This is a genomic window from Pseudoalteromonas sp. T1lg24, assembly GCF_002964745.1.
GTDB classification, from domain to species: Bacteria; Pseudomonadota; Gammaproteobacteria; order Enterobacterales; family Alteromonadaceae; genus Pseudoalteromonas; species Pseudoalteromonas spongiae.
In genome coordinates, this window is the sequence record NZ_PQCB01000016.1 from 416,798 (window position 1) to 439,634 (window position 22,837).

Below are 22,837 nucleotides of genomic sequence, written 5' to 3' on the forward strand. Positions count from 1 at the left end.
GAAAAACGAGACCAAGTTGATGACTGATCACAATTTAGAGCTAAAAAAAGCAGGTTTAAAAGTAACACTGCCGCGAATCAAAATCTTGGAGATTTTACAGTCGCCAGATAATCAACATATCAGCGCTGAAGATGTTTATAAAATCTTATTAGATAAAGGCGAAGAAATTGGTCTTGCCACTGTTTACCGTGTTCTTAACCAATTTGATGATGCCGGTATTGTTACCCGTCACCACTTTGAAGGCGGCAAATCAGTATTTGAACTAGCTGGCAGCACACACCATGATCACTTGGTATGCTTAAAGTGCGGTAAAGTAGTTGAATTCGAAGACGACGTGATTGAAACGCGTCAAGAAGAGATTGCTAAAGACAACGGCATCAAGCTAACAAACCACTCGCTTTATCTTTACGGTGAATGTGAAGATAAAGAAGCATGTAAAAAATATGCAGACGATAACAGCTAATTGTTAAGTCGATGATTTAAAAGCGCCAATTGGCGCTTTTTTTGTTTGTATTATGTTGTTTTTATAATGCTTGTTAGCAACCAACAGGCACTTTCTTTTATCAATTGACCGCTAATTATATCAATTCCGTTAAATACGTGAGCAGGGAGAGCTCAGGTTTAGTGAAATTCAAACTAGGCGAAATTTTTCTTATGTAGTTGCTGAACATTGATAAATTCTAATGCAGTTCGCATGATATTTAGCGCGCTAAGATGCTCAGCTACTTAAATGAATTGGTATTGTTAATAACCCGTTCTAATGCAAATTGCACCCACGCCCCACCCTCTGTGTGGTTTTGAAGTTTAAGTACCGAACCATGATTTTCAATAATTACGCGTGACAACATTAAACCAATACCATTACCCCCGCTTTTTGTTGTATAAAACGCAGTGCCGGCGTCTTCCAAATTAGAAAAGCCAGGTCCAGTATCGATTACATCAAATATAATGTCTGTATCGTTTGCGCTAAGCTTTAAAAACACATGTGGTGATGGACTAGATGCTTCACATGCATTATTAATTAAATGACAGAGCACTTGTTTTATCTGACTTATATCGAAAAAGCCAAACACGCTTTGCTCATATTGAATTTTGATGTCTGGGTAAATTGCCGTTAACTGCTCGCATAACGTGTCACAGCTTTCAATGTTTTTGTGAGCCGCTGGTAATTTTGCCAGTGACACATAGTTATCCATAAACGACTTTAAATAATTCGCTCGTTCATTAATTAGCGTTAAACCCGTTGCAAAACTATCCTTGTCAATGTCATTTGCGAGCCGTTTATTTAGGCTGCGCGCGACTGTGCCTATTGGCGCCAGTGTATTATTAATCTCGTGACTTAGAATACGAACAAACTTTTTAAGCGCGTCTTTTTCTTGTTGATATAAAATAGAATCCAATTGCTTTAATACCAACAAAACGTAATTTTGTTCACCGATACGACAGTGCGATTGCTCGATTAAAAATGCATGCTGTTTGCCATTAATTGTTAAGGCCACTTTTCCTTGTTGTTGATTGGCTAGTAACGCCTTGTACCAAGCCCACATATTACTTTGTTCACTTGCATCGAATGTTTGCGCCGCGTATTGATTTCTGAATATACAGCTGTGTTCGTTAAACACCAACAATGCAAAATCAACCTTCTCGATAATCTGCGCTAGCAAATCTTGCTGCTCGGTTACTAACCGCTTGTCTTTTTGCATTTTAGTTGCAAGGGCATTTAAGTGTTCAACAGTAGAGCTTAGCGCGCTATCTTGTGCCTCGTTTGCTCTAATTGCATACTCACCTTGGCGCAATGAAATCAATAACGTATCGATTAAATTAATGGTATTGCGTTTAGCTATCGCATCGCGATAGGTCTCGATTAAAAACCATAATGCTGAGGTGAGATTTACTAATAAAATAAGCGCTAACGGGTAATCATGAGTGATCAGTAAGCCATTGACGAGTATCAATAACAGCAGGCTTGTCAGCCAGCGCCCTGAAAATGCGTTAAACCGCATCATACTTAGACATTTTGCGGTACCAAGCACTGCGCGACATTCCTAAACTTTTGGCCGCTTTTGATGCGTTGCCATTAAAGTGTTCGAGCCGCGATAATAACGCTTGTTCTATGACTTCATCGATACTGAGCGTCATATCAACTGCGTGTTGTACATTTGGTTTATTATTGCTTGTTGTAGCACTTAACATTAAATCTTGAGCAGTTATTTGCTGTCCATTCGCCATAAATATAACGCGCTCAATAATATGTTTCAGTTCCCTAACATTACCCGGAAAACCATAGTTAAGCAGTGCCTGTTTAGCGCACTGTGCTAGTGACAAAGCAGGCTTATCATATTGCTTACAAAATGATGTTAAAAACTGGTTTGCTAGCGGTAAAATATCGTCTTTACACGATCTTAACGGGGGGATTTCAATTTCAACTGTATTTAAACGGTAATATAGATCTTGGCGAAACAACTCGTTTGCAATTGCTTCAGATAAATCCGCATTGGTTGCAGAAATAATACGCGCTTTATTCTCTAACACCTTGCTGCTACCAAGGGCTGTGTATTTTCGCTCTTCAAGCACATGTAATAACTTTGCTTGTGATTGCGCGGATAAATTAGCGATTTCATCTAAAAACAAGGTGCCATCTTCAGCTAAGGTAAACGCTCCTAAACGATCTTGGCTTGCGCCAGTAAACGCCCCTTTTTTATGGCCAAACACTTCAGAGTTAAACAACTCATCACTGAGCGCCCCCATATTGAGTGCGATAAAGCTTGCCTTTGAGCGATAAGAATGCTGATGAATATACTTCGCGTAATAGCTTTTGCCGGTGCCATTTTCACCCGTTAGCAGTATATTCATATCGCTTTTTGCTAAGTTTTCGAGTTGACTCAAAACTTGCTGCTTTTGTGTGCTATATGCGTGTAATGCGGATTGGTGTGCAATTGAGCGTTGTTTTTCTTGGGTTAATCGCGCTAAGTCTTGCTTATCGCGACGTGCGTTTAATTGAAGTTTAATTGCATGGGCTAAACGTTCATCTTGCCACGGTTTTTCGATAAAATCTGCAGCCCCCGTGGTTAACGCTTTAACGGCTAAATCAAGCGTTGCCCAACCCGTCATAACAATCACTGGCAACAGCGGGTCTAGTTCTTTCAGCGCGTCAATTGCTGTTAAACCCTCCGCGCCACTGGTAGTATTTTGGCTAAAGTTCATATCGAGCAGCACTAAATCGACACTGTTTTTTGCAACATAATCAAGCGCTGTATCCGGTGAAAGCACACCGTGACAAAGATACCCTTCGTCTTCTAAAAAGAACTTAAGACTCGCTTGAATATCAAGCGAGTCGTCGACAACTAAAATTGTTTTCAAGAAACCTTAATCCATTCTTAAACTTGTTGCAGGCTGCTGTTTAATAACGTGCCTTACTGGTACGTATAGTGCGAGACAAACCGCTGCAAGTACCACAACTACAGTCAATGCACCCGCCTCTAACATAATGTTAATTGGCACATTTCCTCTTAAAAAGCTTTCTGCAAGATAACATAGAACGCCAAACACTAACAACGATGTACCAATACCGTACAAAATATGCGTAATGTTCTTTTTAATAAATAACCGCATAATTTGACTATCTTTAGCCCCAATCGCGCGGCGAATACCTATCTCATAACGGGATTTATTGATATTACTAATACCCATCGCATAAATACCGATTAACGATAGCGTTAGAGCGAAACCACCTACCAGCAAAAATACATAAATAATTGCTGCAAATGAATTAATCATAGATGTGTGGTTATCGTAATGGTCGAACATGTAATACATGGTTAAATCATGAGATAATTGCATCTTAACGCGATAGAAGTCCTCCAACGCCTCATTAGCCGTGTTATTGGTCAATAATCGAATGTTTACACTGTCATCCATAAAATGGGTTTGGCGTAAACTAAAGTAAAGCTCATGGCGCGAGTCACCTGATACTCCGCTGATTACATCTTTTGCAACGCCGATAATTTCAACACTTGGCCACATCGCGTCTTGCAACATTAGCTGAGACCCGATCACATTTTGATTACCAAACAAAGCGTTAGCAAGTGATTCACTAATGATTACTACTGGTTTTGATTCACTGTTGTCATTGCTATTGAAATTTCGCCCAGTTAACAACTCTCGGGCAAACAAATGTGACTCTGCACTAATACTGATAAACTTCTCATTATAGATATCCCCATTTGGGTACAGTACGTCAGCATGGATATGCGAATCAAACACTACCGCGTCAATAATATTGCCTTGCTTTGAAAGCCCCGCCGCTAATGTATTTATTAGCGTTAATTGTTCGTCGTTGGTTAGCTCATCATTATTATCAAAATCCAGATAAACCGAGTAAACGCCTTTACTGAGCTCGCCATCAATATTCGTTGCAATTGAATACATCACATAGCCAACAGTACTTGCAATCATTAGCAAAAAACTCACCAATGATACTTGTACGCACAATAAGCGGCGTGACATTAGTGTGGTTTCTTTACCCGTTGCGCCTCGTGTACCATCGCGCAGTACATTGCTAATGTTAAACTTTGCCGATTTATATGCTGGCAGTAACACGGCAAATGTAAAAATAATGGCTAATAGTAACAGCGAGACTAAAACTGTTTGCCCATTTAAATGCCAATACCACCAATACGGCATTTTTCCACCAAACATTACATTCATGTAAAAATTCAGTATTTCCAGTCCTAACGATGTAAAGATCAAGGCGAATACCCAACTCACGATGCAATATATTAGACCTTCTGTAACATGCTGCTGGATCACACGCTTTTGTGTTGCACCGATTGCAGCGCGAATAGCAGACTCCTTTTGCTTTTCCATAATTTTCGCAAACAGTAAGTTGCCAATATTCACCCCTGAAATAAACAGCACAATCACAATACCAAACACAAACAAACCAAATACAAATACGGCTTCACCGTCGGTATTGAGCTCAACCAAAGTCAGTGATTCAATACGCACACCCTGCCCGGTTTGTTTATCACTGTCACTTACCTGGTCTTTGATTGCATTGTAAAAATAATGAGCGATTTGCGTTTCGAAGGTGCGTTCGAATTCGGCATTTGGCAACTTATAAAGAATATCGATACCATCATCAGGCTTCATATTCGCCTGCTTTAGCGGCAGCCAAATCTTTGAAAAAATCGGAAAATGATTACGCTTTTCCATTACACCAACAATAGTATGCGGCTTGCCTGCCACGTTTAACTGTTTACCAAGAATAGCGCTATCGCCCTGAAATAGTTGCTGCCACACGATATGTGAAATCACTACCACATCAAGCGCATTATTACTGTAATCGACGTTCGTAAAGCCTCGCCCAATTACCGGCTCTTGTCCCAAAAACTTAAAAAATGACGGGTCAACATAAGACGCTCGATAATGCTTGCCATAATGTTGCGTACTCAACCATAAACTGCTGCGCTTAATGGTGATCCAGCTTTCAAGTGAATTGACCTCATCAAGCTGTTTAAAGCCATCTAACATCGAATACGTAAATTCTCGTTGCGATGTTAACGAATTCCATACCTTTAAGATGCGAATGTCTTCTTTGTTGTGATTAAAACTTGAGTGCGAAAACGCGATGGTATGAATAAAATTAAACCCTATCAATGAAATGGTTAAACTCCCTACCATAATAAAGATCATTAACAGTGAAAAACGCAGTGATTTAACGATATTGCGTAGTGCGTAGCGAAAGTCTAATAACAGCCCCATAGCTTATACCTCTAACGCCACTGAAGGGTTAGTATCAGAGGTTTTCTGTTTATCGCGCACAATTGCGCCGTCTAACATGTTCAACGTACGACTGGCATAGTGCGTTGACTCTGCATCGTGGGTTACCATACAAATTGTTTTACCTGACAGGTGTAAATCTTTTAGTAACTGCAATACTTGTTGCGCGTTTTTCGAATCTAAGTTACCAGTTGGTTCATCCGCTAAGATTAAGTCAGGCTCATTGATGAGCGCGCGAGCGACCGCAACACGCTGCTGTTGCCCCCCTGATAACTGTGAAGGAAAGTGATTAATGCGGTTTTCAAGGTCAACTAACATCAACGCCTTACGCGCTTTTTCTATCATTTCTTGTTCAGAGTAGCCACCGATATAGGTCAGTGGCAACATCACATTTTCGAGTACATTTAAGTCACTTATAAGGTTAAATGCTTGGAAGATAAATCCAATATGATTAGCGCGAATATGCGCGCGTTGATCAGAACTTAAATTAACCGCTTGTTTGCCGCTAATGCTGTAGTCGCCTGCTGTTGGCTCATCAATCAGCCCTAACACAGAAAGTAACGTCGACTTACCGCAACCAGAAGGCCCTGTTATAGCCACAAACTCCCCAGGATTAACCACTAGATTAATGCCATTAAGTGCTTGCGTTGCAATTTCTTCGGTTTTGAATAATTTTTCTATGTTTTTTAAAGTAATAACTGGGTTCATTGTAATTCCCTTCTAGCGTACAAGCACTTGCGTGTCGTTGGTGTATTTTTCCATATCTGAAATAATAATTTCTTGGTCGATTGTTAGCCCTGCTACAACCTCAATATAATTCACGGAGCGTTTACCAAATGTTACCGCTTGTTTGGTTGCAAGATGCTTTTCCAACACAAATACATTGTTTGTGCTTTCGGCAATGGCGTTACGCGGTAGCGCAACAAATAGTGTGTGAGTTTTAAAGCTAGTGTTAATAATGCCTTCAATATTGAGTTTATCGCGCGCTTCTGACGGAATTGCATCAATTAATGAAAGCTCAACTTCAACATGGCCGTTGTTCACTTTTGGCGATACGCGAGTAACTTGTGCATCTAAGCGAGACGTATAGGTATCAATTGTAGCCTGCTGGCCTACTTTAACGTTGGGTGCATCAAGTTCTGCTACATTTATTTTGGCAATTAGTTTGGTTTGATCTGCAACTTCGGCAACTGAGCCAGTACTTGCCAGCTGCGTGCCTAGCTCAACAAACACATCTTGGATTTGGCCAGTAATTGGCGATTTCACATCTAACTGTGAAATATGTTGGCTAAGCAAATTGATTTCTGATTTTAGGCTTTGCTGCTCTGCTTGTTGCGCGTTTTGTTTTGCGGTGAGTATTTCTTTTTGCGTCGCCACTTTCGCTTTTTGTAACGCAAGTTGCTTTAAACTGCGCTTTACTGTGAATTCGCTGCGCTGATGTTCAAGTTTCGAAATGGTGCTATTGCCCTGTGCGATTAAGGTTGCCTGCGCTTGCCACTCCATTGTATTGGCTTTGTGCGCAAGGTCGGCATCATGGTAGGCGGTTTCAGCTTCTTGAAGATATGCTTTTTGCTGTGCCAACTCCGCTTTATGTTGCGCAACCATTTTAAGTAAAAGGCTATTTTTTTGAATGAGTGTCTCTTTGATTTGCGGGTTGTCTAAGCGCGCTATAATGTCGCCTCGCTCAACATATTCGCCCGGCTTTACCAACACTTCAACAACTTTTCCACCTGCATTAGTCGTTATCAAATGGCGTTTTTCAAGTGCTAGACTGCCTAGCCCTTTTACGTCTATCGCAAAATCGCCCTGTTTAACTTTTGCGACCAAGATTTCGTCTCGTTTAACTAAGTTTGACGCACCTTGGGTATAATGACGAATAAACATAACAGCGCTTATTAACAGACACGCAAAAATTGCGTAAGCTAATGGTCTTTTAAGCTTATTTGATTTTTTCTCTATTTTTATGTCCATACAGCATAATCCAATAATTGCATTACATGGTTAATTACAATTATCAGGCCAAGATAATTTTATATGTTTTTCAATCACTTATGAATTTCACATTAGAATGAATCCAGATAACTGTGCCACTTTCGATACAGTTTCTAACTTTAATGTGTGTCGATAGCGAAACACTATTTATCTACGTGATAGACAGGCTATTTAACAGGCATAAAAAAACCGGCATATCGCCGGTTTTTAATATTATTAACTATTATGCAGTAATAACTTCTAGGCCACCCATGTATGGACGAAGTACTTCTGGTACAACTACCGAGCCATCTGCTTGCTGGTAGTTCTCTAGAATCGCTACAAGTGTACGACCCACAGCTAAACCAGAACCATTTAGTGTGTGCAGTAACTCAGGCTTTTTCTCACCTTGACGACGAAAACGTGCTTGCATACGGCGTGCTTGGAAATCTTGCATATTTGAGCAGCTTGAAATTTCACGGTAGGTGTCTTGCGCCGGAAGCCATACTTCTAAGTCGTATGTTTTGCTTGCGCCAAAGCCCATATCACCAGTACATAAAATTACTTTACGGTACGGTAGTTCAAGTGCCTGTAAAATACCTTCGGCGTGGTTAGTCAGATCTTCTAACGCTTGCATTGAGTCTTCAGGCTTCACTAGCTGTACTAATTCAACTTTGTCGAACTGGTGCTGACGAATAAGACCACGCGTGTCACGGCCATAACTACCTGCTTCACTGCGGAAACACGGTGTATGTGCAGTCATTTTTAATGGTAATTCAGCTTCATCAAAAATAACATCGCGGCCAAGGTTAGTTAATGGTACTTCTGCGGTTGGAATTAGGCTAAACCCTTCATTGTGCTCGCTGATTGCTTCTGTGTGGAATAAATCTTCTGCGAACTTAGGTAACTGACCTGTGCCGTATAAACTGTCTTTGTTTACTAAATACGGTACATACATTTCGGTGTAACCGTTTGTGTCTGTGTGCGTATCAAGCATAAATTGCACAAGGGCACGGTGCATACGTGCTACTTTACCGCGCATTACAGTAAAGCGTGCGCCTGAAAGTTTAACACCCGCTTCAAAATCTAAGCCTTTTGATAAACCTTCACCTAAATCAACGTGATCTTTTACTTCAAAGTCATATTGCTTTGGCTCGCCCCATTTAACCACTTCAACGTTATCGTCTTCGTCGTTACCAAATGGTACTTCGCTATCTGGTAAGTTAGGGATGGTTGCAGCAATGGCATTTAATTCAGCAAGGATTTCGTCTTGTTCTTTTTTAGCAGAATCCAGCTCATCACCTAATGAACCTACAGCGCCAATAGAGGTGCAATGTCTTCACCTTTGGCTTTTGCTTGACCAATTGCTTTGGAGCGTGTGTTACGCTCATTTTGTAATTCTTGTGTTTTAACTTGTAGCGCTTTACGCTTTTCTTCAAGCGCTTGAATTTCTGCTACGTTTAATTCAAAACCTCGGCCTTTTAGGCGCTCTGCGGCTTCTTCGATATCCTGACGTAAAAATCGTGGGTCTAACATTCTTTTTTAACCTTTTTGCATTGCTAGCTGCATACCTAAATAGGCAACAAAAACACAACCAATTACATTTAAAAATACATTGAGTGTTGCTTTCAACCAGTGCCCTTGCTGTAACAGCAATAGCGTATCTATCGAGAAGGTTGAAAACGTTGTTAACGCCCCTAAAAAGCCAATTCCGATAAGTGATTTGGTGGGGTTAACAACAATTAATTCTTTTTCTAGTAGGCCGTATAAAACGCCTAACATTAATGAACCGAGAATATTAACTGTCAGGGTAGCAAAAGGGAATCCCTTTCCCAAAAGTTTTATCATTGATTCACTAATAAAATAACGAAGACACGCACCTGTTGCACCACCAAGAGCAACGTAAAAATAGAGCTTAATCCCTGTCATAACGTTTCCTAGTGGCTAAATTGTCTTGCTCGGTTAAATAATCGAGCTTTGCTTTTATCTTTTGCTCAAGACCGCGCTCTGTTGGTTGATAGTATTTTCTATCTGCGATTTCTTCCGGCAGATATTTCTCACCTGCAGCATAAGCACCTGGTTCGTCATGGGCATAGCGATACTCTGCTCCATACCCAAGGTCTTTCATTAAATTGGTTGGTGCATTACGCAGATGATGCGGCACTTCAAAACTTGGCTCATTGGCAATATCGTGTTTTGCTTGCTTAAACGCTGTGTAAACTGCGTTACTCTTTGGTGCGCTGGCTAAATATATCGCGGCTTGGGCGAGCGCCCTTTCACCTTCTGCAGGCCCTACACGATGATAAATATCCCAAGCATTAAGTGCGACTTGCATCGCACGAGGATCGGCATTGCCGATATCTTCGGTAGCAATCGCTAATAATCGTCTACCAACGTAAAGCGGGTCACCGCCACCTGCTAAAATACGGCAAAGCCAATAAAGCGCACCATCGGGACTAGAGCCGCGAACTGACTTATGAAACGCTGAAATAAGATCGTAAAATAAATCGCCGCCTTTATCGTATTTTGCAATATGTGCAGGCAGAACATTCGCCAACACATTTTCGCTCACAATCAGTTTATCATTTTGTTGATCGGCCATATCAATAGCTTGCTCAAGTAAATTAAGCGTGCGTCTAGCATCGCCATCTCCTGCAAGTGCTAGCTTTTCAATTGCAGCATTATCAATTTCAATATGTTTTTGCTGTAGCTGCTCATCGTTATTAAGCGCACTGTGTATGGCTTGCATTAAGTCCTGCTGTTCAAGCGCTTTTAATTGATACACGCGTGCACGCGATAAAATTGCATTATTCAGTGAAAACGAGGGATTCTCCGTTGTTGCACCAATAAAGATAAAAGTACCATCTTCGATATGGGGTAAAAACGCATCTTGCTGCGACTTGTTAAAGCGGTGCACTTCGTCAATAAATAACAGTGTACGCTGCCCTTGCATTGCTAAATGATCTTTTGCCGATGCAACGCTTTCTCGTATTTCTTTCACACCTGAGGTAACTGCTGATAAGCGGATCACGTTTGCATCTGCATGATGGGCGATGACTTCAGCTAACGTTGTTTTACCAACGCCAGGCGGTCCCCATAAAATTAAACTATGGCAACGACCGGCTAAAATAGCGTTATACAGTGGCGAACCTTCACTAAGCAGATGTTTTTGCCCTATGTATTGGCTTAAATTAGTTGGCCGCATGCGTGCTGCAAGCGGCCTAATTTCTGGGGCAAATGAAAAGCTTAAATTACTCACCTTGACTTTGATCGTCCACTAATACGTCAGCTGGAATGGTGAATTGAAAATACGCATCATCAATGGTTTGATTAACTTGCTGTTTTGAGAACACATAAACGGAAGTTTGACCTGTGTTATCAAACACTGTCATTGAGCGTAATGCATCTGCATCAAATTTAAGCTCTAAGCGCTCTACTTGGCTTTGACCTTGTTTGGTCGGTGTAATCACAAACGCATTATCTGAATGCGTTACTGCATAATTTTGCCATAAGCTTTCATCCGCTGATGTTAACAACGCAAACGGCGTATTATCGATTAGTTTTTTGCTATCTAAAATAGTGACTTGTTCCGCAAACTCATCGTAATAAAAAGTTTTAGTGCCATCAGAAACCAGCACCGTTTCATCTGGTGATGTTTGCTTCCAATAAAGCTTTTCTGGGCGTTTAATTTTTAATAAACCCGTACCTTGCATAATTTCGCTACCGGTATTGTCGATTACGGTTTGAGAAAAATCTGCTTGTAAGTTGTTTAGCTGCGTTAAACGCGTTTTTAATTCACTTTGCGCTTTGCTGTCTACAAGGTGTTGCGCTGTTTCTGTTTGCGCGCGCACGGCTGTTACACTTACCGTGCTGATCGCTAATACGCTCGCAACAATTAATGTGATTTTTTTTGTCATATTATCCTGCATTATTCGGAACAATTACTTCACGAGTGCCATTATGCCCCGGCGCTGATACGATACCGGACATTTCCATCTGCTCGACTAAGCGTGCTGCACGGTTGTAACCAACCCGCAATTTACGCTGAACACTCGATACAGACGCGCGACGACTTTCAATTACAAACGCAACCGCTTCATCGTAAAGCGGATCGCTTTCTTCGTCGCTTTCGGCAGTCTCACCTGGAAGTAAGACATCTTCAACGGCTTCTCCGTTCAATATCTCGTCGACATAATTTGGTTTACCGCGCGCTTTCCAATCATTTACCACCGCGTGAACTTCGTGGTCATCAACAAATGCGCCATGCACACGAATTGGTACGCTAGTACCTGGCGGTAAGTAAAGCATGTCACCCATGCCTAATAAATGCTCTGCGCCTTGCTGATCTAAGATCGTGCGCGAGTCAATTTTACTTGATACTTGGAATGCCATACGCGTGGGAATGTTCGCTTTAATCAAACCCGTAATTACATCTACTGACGGACGCTGAGTTGCTAGCACTAAATGAATACCCGCAGCACGTGCTTTTTGAGCAATACGGGCAATGAGCTCTTCAACTTTTTTACCAACAATCATCATCATGTCGGCAAATTCATCAATAACCACAACGATGGCTGGTAACTTGCCCAAATCAGGCGCTTGTGTTTCCATACCGTCAGTATCTTTCCAAAGCGGGTCTTTAATTGGGTCGCCTGCTTCAATGGCATCTAACACTTTTTGGTTGTAGCCCTTTAAGTTACGTACACCCAATGCAGACATGAGTTTGTATCGGCGTTCCATTTCACCAACACACCAACGCAGCGCATTAGCTGCTTCTTTCATATCTGTTACAACTTCACACAACAGGTGTGGAATGCCTTCATAAACCGATAATTCAAGCATTTTCGGGTCAATCATGATCATGCGAACATCATCAGGAGTCGACTTAAACAGTAACGATAAAATCATCACGTTTACACCCACAGATTTACCCGAGCCTGTGGTACCAGCAACTAGAAGGTGTGGCATTTTTGCAAGGTCAGCAACTACAGGTACGCCTGCAATGTCTTTACCTAACACCATTGCTAAGTCAGATGGGTTGTTAGCAAATTTTTTCGCACCAATAACTTCAGAGAGGCGCACAATTTCACGGTGCTGATTTGGAAGTTCTAAGCCAACATAGGTTTTGCCAGGGATCACTTCCACAACACGTACGCTTACTGCTGAAAGTGAACGCGCTAAATCTTTCGCGAGACCACTAATTTTCGCGACTTTAATACCCGGTGCTAAGTCCAGCTCAAAACGTGTAACGACAGGGCCTGGGTAAACTCCTACTACCTGCGCTTGCACACCAAAATCTAATAACTTGGTTTCAACTAAGCGAGAAACCGCATCCAGCTCTTCTTGTGTAATTGGGTTTTCTTTTTTATCCGGTCTATCGAGCAAATCTAACGTTGGCATTGGTGTTGCCGGCGGTGTCGCCTCAAGTAAGTCTTCAAACTGCTCTTTGGCTGTTTTTGGCTTAACATAAGTAGATTTACGCACTGGTTCTGTTGGGGTTTGATTTTCGCTTGGCTGCACAACGGGTGCCAACGTAGACTCTGCATCTGATTGTGGTTCTAGCGTGCTTAAAAAATCTTCCGAAACAGCCTTTGGCGCATTCGTTTGTTTATCGTCATCAAACGGAATATCGTCAAGCGCTGAAAAACTTAAATCATCACTAATTATCTCGTCGAATTCTTGTAGTGCCGGGTGCATTTCGCCTTTGCTGTTTGACTCAGGCTGTTTTGGTGTTTCAATGTCAGTATTTGCAATATCATCACCAAAAGTTGGTTCGATTGTGGTTTCAGGCTGAATATCGATTGTCGGCTCTTGTGGCTCAGCGCTTACTTCTTGCTCTGGTAATTCGTCAACATGATAAGTTACTTGTTTTGGTGCTTGAGTAACCGACTCATTAGTTACGGTTTTAATCGGTGCGTTATTCGCTACTTTTCGTTCAGCTAATCGCTGTGGTAACGCTTTTAACCATAGAAAAGCATGCATCGCAAAACGGCCAATTTGGTCGACAAACTGTACCCAAGAAACCCCTGTTAGCAAGGTTAAGCTTGAAAAGAAAAAACACAGTAAAATGATACTTGTGCCAGTAAAGTTAAAGGTAGGTAACATGGCGTTGGCAAACACATCGCCAATCACACCACCAGAAGAAAACTCATAGAAGTCATCAAAATTAATGCTGCTAATTGCCGTTGATGACACGACAAACAGCACCAAACCAACAACGCGTAATGACAAAGTGAGGTAGTCTAACTTAAATACTTGGTGTGTTTTTTTAAACAGTAAATAACCGATGACTTGAATAATAACGGGAACAAGTAACGCCAACCAACCAAAACTAAAGTACAGTAAATCGGCAGTCCACGCCCCTGCTGTACCTGTCATGTTTTTTACTTTGATATAGTCACCCGTTTGAGACCAAGACGGATCGATTGGGTCAAATGTTAATAAAGCAACTAACACAAACGCTGCAAATGCAGTCGTTAAAATAAGGCCTGCTTCTAATAATCTTTGAACACCATTAAGGCGCATTACAACTCCCCTTTTTATTATTCTTTACTTCCGACTACATCAGCGCAAATAACACTTTCTAAGATACAAATAGTATGTAGTGTGCTTATTCTATTACTATGGTGCTACTTTTAGAAGCGAAACATCATCACTTTTCACTTCTTCCATGACAACATAAGTACGACTTTCTGATACTGCCGGTAAACGCAGTAATATATCACCTAATAAGTCACGATACGCAGACATATCTGCTACACGGGTTTTTAATAGAAAGTCAAAGTTACCAGAAACAAGATGACATTCTAAAATCTCATCATGGGTTTTTACTGCGCTACTGAATTCTTCAAATACATCAGGTGAGGTTTTTGTAAGCGTAATTTCAACGTAAACTAATAATGCTGCGCCTACTTTTTTTGGGTCGATAATGGCTTTATAGCCTTTTATATACCCTTCCCTCTCGAGTTTTTTTACCCGTTCCAAACAAGGTGTTGCACTTAAACCTATACGGCGCGCAAGTTCCACATTCGAAATTCTGCCATCTTTTTGTAATTCGACTATTATCTTTTTATCAATGCGATCTAACACTAGCTAACCAAATTAGAATATTACTCTTTGTTTTTTGATTATATGGTTTTATTAACCAACATTTCAATTAAATAAAGTTACATCGACTAATTAAAGCTAGATAAAATAGTATTATCTATTACCACAGTTCAAAGTAAGGTGAATTTATGATTATCGGTGTACCTAAAGAGATTAAAAACCACGAATATCGTGTAGGTATGGTTCCGGCAAGTGTTCGTGAGTTAATCAACCACGGTCACAGTGTGTTTGTAGAAACGAATGCGGGTATTGGCATTGGTTTTACAAACGAAGATTATGAAGCCGCAGGTGCTGAAATTCTAAATACTGCTGAAGAAGTTTTCGCTAAAGCAGACATGATTGTTAAAGTGAAAGAGCCTCAAGCAGTTGAGCGTGCAATGCTACGCGAAGACCAAATTCTATTCACTTACTTACACTTAGCACCAGATCTTCCACAAACTGAAGACCTAATTAAGTCTAAGTCTATCTGTATCGCTTACGAAACAGTAACAGACGCACGCGGTGGTTTACCACTTCTTGCGCCTATGTCTGAAGTAGCGGGCCGTATGTCAATTCAAGCAGGCGCACAAGCACTTGAGAAATCAAATGCAGGTCGCGGTATGCTACTTGGTGGTGTGCCAGGTGTTGAGCCAGCAAAAGTTGTTGTTATTGGTGCAGGTATGGTTGGTAACAACGCAGCACAAATGGCGGTTGGCATGGGCGCTGATGTTGTTGTTCTTGATCGTAACGTTGATGTTTTACGTCGTATTGATGCACAATTCGGTAACCGCGTTAAAGCTGTTTATTCAACTGCTGATGCATTAGAAAAGCACGTACTAGAAGCTGATCTTGTAATTGGTGGCGTACTTATTCCAGGTGCTGCAGCACCAAAACTAGTAACAGCAGATCACATCAAACGTATGAAGCCAGGCGCAGCTATTGTTGACGTTGCAATCGACCAAGGTGGTTGTATTGAAACTTCTAAAGCAACAACGCACGCAGAGCCAACTTATATTGTTGATGACGTTGTTCACTACTGTGTTGCAAACATGCCAGGTGCAGTTCCTCGTACGTCAACGTTTGCACTTAACAATGCAACACTACCGTACATTATTAAGCTTGCTAACAAAGGCTACAAAGCTGCATTACTTGAAGACTCACACTTCATGAATGGCTTAAATGTATTTAAAGGCAAAGTAACATGTAAAGAAGTTGCTGAAGGCTTCAACATGGAATACGTAGCGCCAGCAGATGCTTTAAATAGCTAATCATTCTGCAAAGCATAAAAAAAAGCAGCGAAAGCTGCTTTTTTTATGTGTGTTTTTTAGTTTCAAACATTATTAATTAAATAAAGCGCTTAATAATAAAATCAACTTTAACACGCTTCGCTTGCCCTAAAAGTTTAGCAACCGGTTCTGGGTAATCATGCATTGTTTGCAGCTCTTTGTAGCTGTTTAACTTAGTACAATGCGTTAATATTTGTTGCTTTTCTTGCTCAAGTACGTCAGTTAATAAACCTTGGCTGTCATCAAATAAAATACCGTTTTCGATATCTAAACCCCACGCTCGAGGGTTTAAGTTGTGCCCTGTCATCATTTGATAACGGTTATCGACACTAATCCCCTTTAAGTGAAATGAGTTGCTGTCATGACGCCAAAGATGCACATTTAAAAGGCCATCTTGCACAAACTTATCATTAAGTTTTAAAAACTTAGCCAATATGGTTTCGTACAAATACGGCAACGCACCAATTTTACTAAACGGCTTATCGGGCGAAATATAAAAATCGTTCGCGGTTTTATCACCCACAACAATAGTCACTTTTAGCCCTTGCTTTAATTTCTTTCTAAGTACACGCAATAGTGGCGCCGGAAAATTAAAGTAAGGGGTATAAAGAACCAACTCTTTTTCACCGAGTTCAAACAGATTTTTAATCGCTCGGTTAAGCATATTGCCGCGACGACCAAAACCTAAAAATAAAAAGCTATCAATTGAGCCTTCGTCTGACGATGTAACATACGGATACTTCGCACGTTTTAGCGACTTCATCAGGGCTTTATGGTCAGATTTGCACTCTGCTAATTTTTTAATCGGACGTACATCAAGACGAATTACCGCACTTGACGCAATCAGGTAGTCATCAACAAACTGTGTGAAGGAGTCTGCTAGTGCTTGATTAGCAATTGTGAAATAACGGTCAAGGCGATAACGCTGTTCATATTGTAAATAAACATTGTTTAAGCTCGCGCCGCTGTAAAGCACGGTATCATCAATCACCATACCTTTTAGGTGCAACACACCAAATACTTCTTTACCTTTTACAGGAACACCAAAAACACGCACACGATTTTGATGGGCTTGTTGCAGTTTTAAGTATAGTGCCGCATTACCTTCACTTTGGGCTTCACCAATTAAGCCGCGCTGGGCACGGTGATAATCAACCAAAATGTCGACGCGTAGTTCAGGGTTCGCATTTGACGCTTGATGAAGTGCCTCTAAAATTTCACGGCCCGCTTCATCATCCTGTAAATAGAGCGCGGTAATAACAATGCGCTGTTTAGCATTTTTAATTAACGATAATAATTTTGCTCGATAAGACGACGCATCAAGCAATATTGATATTTGCTCGCTATCAAGTTTAAAACTTGGCTCTTTTTGCCAAAAATCCAAACGCACGCTGTTATCCTATAGCATCAGTTTTGTATAAAAGCGTCAACATAACAAATTATTAGATTAAACGCACAATTTTTGAGAGAAAGATTTGCTAAGTGGCTAAATTTACGACGGGTGTTACGTTAAATTGACGCTTACGCCAAGTTGGTAATATCAAATTCCGTAAAATAATTTACATCTGCCTTGTTTTTAATAGAATCAACCGCATTAATTAGCAAAAGCAGTATTAATTAGGAAATGCGATGAGCGCAAGCAAACACAGTAAATTACTTATTTTAGGCTCAGGCCCTGCAGGTTACACAGCTGCAGTATACGCAGCACGAGCAAACTTAAACCCTGTATTAATCACAGGTATGCAACAAGGTGGTCAGCTAACAACGACAACTGAAGTTGAAAACTGGCCTGGTGATGCGCACGGGTTAACCGGCCCTGCTCTTATGGAACGTATGAAAGAGCACGCTGAACGTTTTGAGACTGAGATCATTTTTGATCACATTCACACTGTTGATGTAAATAACCGTCCATTCACCCTAACAGGCGATTCAGGCACGTATACATGTGATGCACTTATTATTGCAACAGGTGCGTCTGCTCGTTACTTAGGCTTAGATTCAGAAGAAGCATTCAAAGGCCGTGGCGTTTCGGCATGTGCAACATGTGACGGTTTCTTCTACCGCAATCAAAAAGTAGCGGTTGTAGGTGGCGGTAACACAGCTGTTGAAGAAGCACTTTACCTATCTAACATCGCGTCTGAAGTACATTTAGTACACCGTCGTGACACTTTCCGCAGTGAAAAGATCTTAACCGATCGTTTAATGGATAAAGTTGAGAACGGTAACATTACCCTGCACCTTAACCAAACGCTTGATGAAGTACTTGGTGACGATATGGGTGTAACAGGTCTTCGTACTAAATCAACCACAGACGAAAGCACTAATGAGCTTGACGTTGCGGGTGTATTTATTGCTATCGGTCACTCGCCAAATACAGGTATGTTTGAAGGCCAGCTTGAAATGAAAGACGGCTACCTAGTTGTTGAGTCGGGCTTAAACGGCAATGCAACTCAAACCAGTGTTAAGGGTGTATTTGCAGCAGGTGACGTAAGCGACCACATTTATCGCCAAGCAATTACCTCAGCGGGTACAGGTTGTATGGCAGCACTTGATGCCGAGCGCTACCTAGACAATCTCAAGTAAAATTCGCTAAACTGAAGGCTGCAACTAACGCAGCCTTTTTTATGACAGCACAACTTACACTACTCGATTCATTATCAACTCAATTTCCTCCCGCAGATCTTGCTTTATCCGAGCCTGATGGTTTGCTTGCAATTGGTGGCGACTTATCAACGCCACGATTAATAACCGCCTATCAAAATGGTATTTTTCCTTGGTTTAATCAAGGTGAGCCAATTATGTGGTGGTGTCCAAGCAGCAGAGCGGTATTAAATATCGGCGACATCAACATCAGCCGCAGTTTGCGTAAACTAGCTCGCCAAGCTAAGTACACCATTACCGTTAATACTGATTTTTGTGGTGTTATAAATAATTGTATTAAGCAGCGAGAACAACTTGAAGGTACGTGGATAACCGATGATATGAAGGCAGCGTATATCGCACTTCACAATCAAGGATATGCGCATAGTATCGAAGTGTATAATCAAGACAACACTTTGGTTGGTGGACTGTATGGCATTATGGTTAACTATGTGTTTTGTGGTGAGTCGATGTTTCATTTTGAAAGTAACTGTTCAAAACTAGCATTTTGGGCACTACATAATCACTTGCGAAACCATAATATTAACTTGATTGATTGCCAAATCGAAAACCCGCATTTATCGTCATTAGGTGCTACTTGCATTACACGTGAAGAATTTTTGGCTAAACTTACTGTAAGAGATGATCAACCAATTCACCACACTATGTGGAATAAGGCACAATTGACGGATATTTATGACTGAGCATATGCCGGTAAAATTGGGGATAAGCCAACAATTCCCATGCAGTTATATCGATAAAGAGCAAGAGCGCTTACTGGTGGTGCTAGACCACGATTTTTATACCCAACAGCGTTTTGAACACCTTCTTGCACTTGGTTTTCGTCGTTCTAGCGACCAGATTTATCGTCCACATTGTGCTAACTGTGCTGCCTGTGAAGCTATCCGTCTTGATGTGCCACAGTTTTCACCAAGTAAATCACAAAAGCGCATCATTAATAAAAGTAAGCAGTTCGAACTTAAAGTAAGTAGTGTCAGCAAAGATATTTATTACACACTGTACGAAAAATACATCACGCTAAGACACCAAGATGGTGCTATGTTTCCACCATCTGTTGAACAATACGAAAGCTTTTTGACCTGTAGTTGGTTACCAATTAACTACCTTGAACTTTGGCACAACAACACCTTGATTGCAGTTGCGGTCACAGACACATTAAGTAATGCGCTTTCTGCTATTTACACTTTCTTCGACCCTGATTTTGAAGATTACAGTCTTGGCACCATGATGATTTTGAAACAAATCGAATTTGCTAATAGCATCAACAAGCAATATTTGTATTTGGGTTACCAAATCGATGAATGTCGCAAAATGAATTACAAAACTAAATTTAAACCTTACCAAAAGCTCAATAATAATGTTTGGCATCTGGAATTGTAAAAAGATGACTGTAAATGCCAATCATAGCTTTACATATGCATGGGTTTTCGGCAAAATCTGCAGCTTTAAAGAATACAACTGAGGTTATACGCTCAATATGGCGAAAGAAGACGTAATTGAAATGCAAGGCACTGTCCTTGACACACTCCCTAACACTATGTTCCGCGTTGAATTAGAAAACGGTCACGTGGTTGTTGCACACATTTCTGGTAAAATGCGCAAAAACTATATTCGTATTTTAACAGGCGACAAGGTTACGGTTGAGTTAACGCCATATGACCTTTCGAAAGGTCGCATTGTATTCCGTGCTCGCTAATTTTTAAGTAGTATCGAATATAAAAAAAAGCCCGCTAATTGCGGGCTTTTTTATTGACGTTTTGTTTATGCTTCAACGCTTTCATTTTCGTAACTAAAGGTGAGCTGCTTATCTTTCATGCTTACTTTTACGTTACCACCATCACTGAGTTCACCAAATAGAATTTCATTGGCTAATGGTTTTTTCAGCTTTTCTTGGATCAGGCGAGCCATTGGACGAGCGCCCATCGCTTTATCGTAGCCTTCTTTTGCAAGCCATTTACGTGCAGGCTCGGTCACTTCCAGTGACACTGATTTAGCATCGAGTTGCGATTCCAGCTCAACAATGAACTTATCAACCACTTGCAAGATCACTTTTTCATCTAAGTGATTAAACCAAATCGTGTTATCTAAGCGGTTTCTAAATTCAGGCGTAAACGTTTTATTAATCTCACTCATCGCATCGTGACTGTGATCTTGTTGCTTAAAGCCAATTGATTTACGAATTGTTTCTTGCACACCCGCATTCGTCGTCATCACAAGTACAACGTTTCTGAAATCTGCCTTGCGGCCGTTGTTATCCGTGAGCGTGCCGTGATCCATTACTTGTAATAATACATTGTAAATATCAGGATGCGCTTTTTCGATTTCATCGAGTAATACCACGCAATGAGGCTGTTTAATCACTGCATCGGTTAATAAGCCACCTTGTTCATAACCCACATAACCAGGAGGTGCACCAATTAAGCGACTTACCGCATGTTTTTCCATGTATTCAGACATATCAAAACGCACAAGTTCAACGCCTAAACATTTTGCAAGTTGCTTGGTGATCTCGGTTTTACCCACACCCGTTGGCCCTGCAAACAAGAACGAACCAATCGGTTTATCTTCGCTAGACAGACCTGAACGCGATAATCGAATTGCTGCACTAAGTGCATCAATGGCATCATCTTGACCGAACACCACCATTTTCAGATTACGATCAAGTAATTGCAGAACTTGCTTATCTGAGTTTGATACATTTTGCTCTGGAATGCGCGCGATTTTCGCAATAATGTGTTCAATATCCGATACCGTTACTGTTTTCTTACGACGCGATGCGGGTAACAAACGCTGACTTGCACCCGCTTCATCAATTACGTCTATCGCTTTATCTGGTAAGTGACGTTCATTGATATACTTAGCCGATAGCTCAGCAGCAGCTTTCAGTGCTGTTTGCGTATAGCGAATGCCATGGTGCTCTTCATAACGTTCTTTTAAGCCCATTAAAATCTTAGTAGTGTCGGCAACTGACGGCTCAACAATATCGATTTTTTGGAAACGACGTACTAAAGCGCGGTCTTTTTCAAAAATATTTTTAAATTCGTTGTACGTGGTCGAACCCATACAACGAAGCTTACCGCTTGATAGTAACGGTTTGATTAGGTTTGATGCATCCATCACACCACCAGAGGCTGCACCCGCGCCAATAATTGTGTGGATTTCATCAATAAACAAAATTGCGTTTTTGTGTTGCTGAAGTTGTTTTAGCAACGCCTTAAAACGTTTTTCAAAATCGCCGCGGTATTTTGTACCAGCAAGCAACGCGCCCATATCGAGTGAAAATACTGTCGCATCTGAAATAACTTCTGGCACTTGCTCGTTAACGATACGATAAGCAAGACCTTCTGCGATAGCCGTTTTACCAACGCCCGCCTCACCCACAAGCAATGGATTGTTCTTTTTACGACGGCATAACACCTGAATCGTGCGCTCAATTTCACTGTCGCGCCCAATCAGCGGGTCGATTAAACCAAGCTCTGCTTGCGTATTAAGGTTTGTGGTAAAGTTTTCTAGCTTAGATTTCTCATCTGCGCCCTGCTCGGCACTGTTTTCAATCTCTTGCTCTTCTTCACTTGGGTGGTGACTTTCTTCCTCGTCTAAACGCGAAATACCGTGTGAAATATAATTAACGATATCGAGGCGAGTAATGTCGCATTTTTTAAGTAAATAAACAGCTTGGCTTTCTTGCTCGCTAAAAATTGCAACAAGTACATTAGCACCGTTCACTTCACTTTTACCCGACGACTGCACATGAAATACAGCGCGTTGCAATACGCGTTGAAAACCAAGCGTTGGCTGTGTTTCGCGCTCTTCTTCTAAGTCGGGGATTATTGGTGTGGTTTCATCGATAAAATCTGACAACGCGATTTTAAGTGATTGTAAATCGGTGCCACAGCTCGACAACGCATCAATTGCCGATGGGTTATCTAATAGCGCTAACAGTAAGTGCTCCACAGTCATAAATTCATGCCTGCGACTACGCGCTTCTCTGAATGCGGAGTTTAAGGTAATTTCTAAGTCTTTATTAAGCATAATAAACTCCTCTAAATACT

General features: G+C 41.1%; 18 protein-coding genes and 1 pseudogene. 6 read left to right on the top strand and 13 right to left on the bottom strand.

Annotated elements, in window-relative coordinates; translation table 11 throughout:
- Positions 1 to 19: 19 nt before the first annotated feature.
- Entirely contained in the window at positions 20 to 463 is a 444-nt protein-coding gene (gene fur, locus C2M30_RS09320; protein ID WP_010560166.1) for a ferric iron uptake transcriptional regulator, read from the top strand.
- Positions 464 to 722: 259 nt separating this feature from the next.
- Here the strand turns inward: fur and C2M30_RS09325 are convergent, their stop codons facing one another.
- From C2M30_RS09325 to lrp, 11 genes and pseudogenes are all read right to left on the bottom strand, one after another.
- Complete coding sequence (locus C2M30_RS09325; RefSeq protein WP_234004708.1) at positions 723 to 2,006, bottom strand: sensor histidine kinase; 1,284 nt, start codon at positions 2,004 to 2,006, stop codon at positions 723 to 725.
- The gene (locus C2M30_RS09330; RefSeq protein ID WP_105171444.1) at positions 1,993 to 3,360 is read right to left on the bottom strand and encodes a sigma-54-dependent transcriptional regulator; all 1,368 of its coding nucleotides are present in this window, start codon (positions 3,358 to 3,360) and stop codon (positions 1,993 to 1,995) included. The genes C2M30_RS09325 and C2M30_RS09330 overlap by 14 nt, the downstream gene beginning before the upstream one ends.
- Positions 3,361 to 3,366: 6 nt before the next feature.
- Complete coding sequence (locus C2M30_RS09335; RefSeq protein WP_105171445.1) at positions 3,367 to 5,763, bottom strand: ABC transporter permease; 2,397 nt, start codon at positions 5,761 to 5,763, stop codon at positions 3,367 to 3,369.
- 3 nt (positions 5,764 to 5,766) lie between these two features.
- Positions 5,767 to 6,489, bottom strand: coding sequence for an ABC transporter ATP-binding protein (locus tag C2M30_RS09340; protein WP_105171446.1), 723 nt, complete (start codon positions 6,487 to 6,489; stop codon positions 5,767 to 5,769).
- A gap of 12 nt (positions 6,490 to 6,501) precedes the next feature.
- A complete protein-coding gene (locus C2M30_RS09345; RefSeq protein WP_105171447.1) occupies positions 6,502 to 7,752 on the bottom strand; it encodes an efflux RND transporter periplasmic adaptor subunit in 1,251 nt (416 codons plus the stop codon).
- A 244-nt stretch (positions 7,753 to 7,996) separates the two neighbouring features.
- Positions 7,997 to 9,288 (bottom strand): annotated as a pseudogene (gene serS, locus C2M30_RS09350) (serine--tRNA ligase).
- A 6-nt stretch (positions 9,289 to 9,294) separates the two neighbouring features.
- Entirely contained in the window at positions 9,295 to 9,681 is a 387-nt protein-coding gene (gene crcB, locus C2M30_RS09355; RefSeq protein WP_010560173.1) for a fluoride efflux transporter CrcB, read from the bottom strand.
- Entirely contained in the window at positions 9,668 to 11,011 is a 1,344-nt protein-coding gene (locus C2M30_RS09360) for a replication-associated recombination protein A (RefSeq protein ID WP_105171448.1), read from the bottom strand. Before C2M30_RS09360 ends, crcB begins: the two co-directional genes overlap by 14 nt.
- The gene (gene lolA, locus C2M30_RS09365; RefSeq protein ID WP_158683362.1) at positions 11,004 to 11,669 is read right to left on the bottom strand and encodes an outer membrane lipoprotein chaperone LolA; all 666 of its coding nucleotides are present in this window, start codon (positions 11,667 to 11,669) and stop codon (positions 11,004 to 11,006) included. Before lolA ends, C2M30_RS09360 begins: the two co-directional genes overlap by 8 nt.
- Before the next feature lies 1 nt (position 11,670).
- Positions 11,671 to 14,277 (bottom strand): DNA translocase FtsK, encoded by a 2,607-nt coding sequence (locus C2M30_RS09370; protein WP_105171450.1) that lies wholly within the window; start codon positions 14,275 to 14,277, stop codon positions 11,671 to 11,673.
- A gap of 96 nt (positions 14,278 to 14,373) precedes the next feature.
- Positions 14,374 to 14,841, bottom strand: coding sequence for a leucine-responsive transcriptional regulator Lrp (gene lrp / locus C2M30_RS09375; RefSeq protein WP_010560177.1), 468 nt, complete (start codon positions 14,839 to 14,841; stop codon positions 14,374 to 14,376).
- A 146-nt stretch (positions 14,842 to 14,987) separates the two neighbouring features.
- Here lrp and ald point away from each other — a divergent pair, with 146 nt between their 5' ends.
- Complete coding sequence (gene ald, locus C2M30_RS09380) at positions 14,988 to 16,106, top strand: alanine dehydrogenase (RefSeq protein ID WP_100913306.1); 1,119 nt, start codon at positions 14,988 to 14,990, stop codon at positions 16,104 to 16,106.
- Positions 16,107 to 16,182: 76 nt separating this feature from the next.
- Here the strand turns inward: ald and pssA are convergent, their stop codons facing one another.
- On the bottom strand, positions 16,183 to 17,508 hold the full coding sequence (gene pssA, locus C2M30_RS09385; RefSeq protein ID WP_105171652.1) for a CDP-diacylglycerol--serine O-phosphatidyltransferase: 1,326 nt from the start codon (positions 17,506 to 17,508) through the stop codon (positions 16,183 to 16,185).
- Positions 17,509 to 17,753: 245 nt separating this feature from the next.
- Here pssA and trxB point away from each other — a divergent pair, with 245 nt between their 5' ends.
- The 4 genes from trxB to infA all read left to right on the top strand — a co-directional run bounded on the left by trxB (position 17,754) and on the right by infA (position 20,481).
- Positions 17,754 to 18,707, top strand: a complete 954-nt coding sequence (trxB, locus tag C2M30_RS09390; RefSeq protein ID WP_010560180.1) for a thioredoxin-disulfide reductase — start codon at positions 17,754 to 17,756, stop codon at positions 18,705 to 18,707.
- Between the two features lie 41 nt (positions 18,708 to 18,748).
- Entirely contained in the window at positions 18,749 to 19,468 is a 720-nt protein-coding gene (gene aat / locus C2M30_RS09395) for a leucyl/phenylalanyl-tRNA--protein transferase (RefSeq protein ID WP_105171451.1), read from the top strand.
- Positions 19,461 to 20,165, top strand: coding sequence for an arginyltransferase (locus tag C2M30_RS09400; RefSeq protein WP_105171452.1), 705 nt, complete (start codon positions 19,461 to 19,463; stop codon positions 20,163 to 20,165). The genes aat and C2M30_RS09400 overlap by 8 nt, the downstream gene beginning before the upstream one ends.
- A 97-nt stretch (positions 20,166 to 20,262) precedes the next feature.
- Complete coding sequence (gene infA / locus C2M30_RS09405) at positions 20,263 to 20,481, top strand: translation initiation factor IF-1 (protein ID WP_010560183.1); 219 nt, start codon at positions 20,263 to 20,265, stop codon at positions 20,479 to 20,481.
- Between the two features lie 65 nt (positions 20,482 to 20,546).
- Here infA and clpA read toward each other — a convergent pair whose 3' ends face one another.
- Entirely contained in the window at positions 20,547 to 22,817 is a 2,271-nt protein-coding gene (gene clpA, locus C2M30_RS09410; protein ID WP_105171453.1) for an ATP-dependent Clp protease ATP-binding subunit ClpA, read from the bottom strand.
- Between the last annotated feature and the right edge of the window lie 20 nt (positions 22,818 to 22,837).

Excerpts from the sequence above, each read along its gene's own strand:
- fur (WP_010560166.1), top strand. The coding sequence starts at position 20 with ATGACTGATCACAATTTAGAGCTAAAAAAAGCAGGTTTAAAAGTAACA.
- C2M30_RS09325 (WP_234004708.1), bottom strand. The coding sequence starts at position 2,006 with ATGATGCGGTTTAACGCATTTTCAGGGCGCTGGCTGACAAGCCTGCTG.
- C2M30_RS09335 (WP_105171445.1), bottom strand. The coding sequence starts at position 5,763 with ATGGGGCTGTTATTAGACTTTCGCTACGCACTACGCAATATCGTTAAA.
- C2M30_RS09340 (WP_105171446.1), bottom strand. The coding sequence starts at position 6,489 with ATGAACCCAGTTATTACTTTAAAAAACATAGAAAAATTATTCAAAACC.
- C2M30_RS09345 (WP_105171447.1), bottom strand. The coding sequence starts at position 7,752 with ATGGACATAAAAATAGAGAAAAAATCAAATAAGCTTAAAAGACCATTA.
- crcB (WP_010560173.1), bottom strand. The coding sequence starts at position 9,681 with ATGACAGGGATTAAGCTCTATTTTTACGTTGCTCTTGGTGGTGCAACA.
- lolA (WP_158683362.1), bottom strand. The coding sequence starts at position 11,669 with ATGACAAAAAAAATCACATTAATTGTTGCGAGCGTATTAGCGATCAGC.
- C2M30_RS09370 (WP_105171450.1), bottom strand. The coding sequence starts at position 14,277 with ATGCGCCTTAATGGTGTTCAAAGATTATTAGAAGCAGGCCTTATTTTA.
- ald (WP_100913306.1), top strand. The coding sequence starts at position 14,988 with ATGATTATCGGTGTACCTAAAGAGATTAAAAACCACGAATATCGTGTA.
- trxB (WP_010560180.1), top strand. The coding sequence starts at position 17,754 with ATGAGCGCAAGCAAACACAGTAAATTACTTATTTTAGGCTCAGGCCCT.
- aat (WP_105171451.1), top strand. The coding sequence starts at position 18,749 with ATGACAGCACAACTTACACTACTCGATTCATTATCAACTCAATTTCCT.
- C2M30_RS09400 (WP_105171452.1), top strand. The coding sequence starts at position 19,461 with ATGACTGAGCATATGCCGGTAAAATTGGGGATAAGCCAACAATTCCCA.
- infA (WP_010560183.1), top strand. The coding sequence starts at position 20,263 with ATGGCGAAAGAAGACGTAATTGAAATGCAAGGCACTGTCCTTGACACA.
- clpA (WP_105171453.1), bottom strand. The coding sequence starts at position 22,817 with ATGCTTAATAAAGACTTAGAAATTACCTTAAACTCCGCATTCAGAGAA.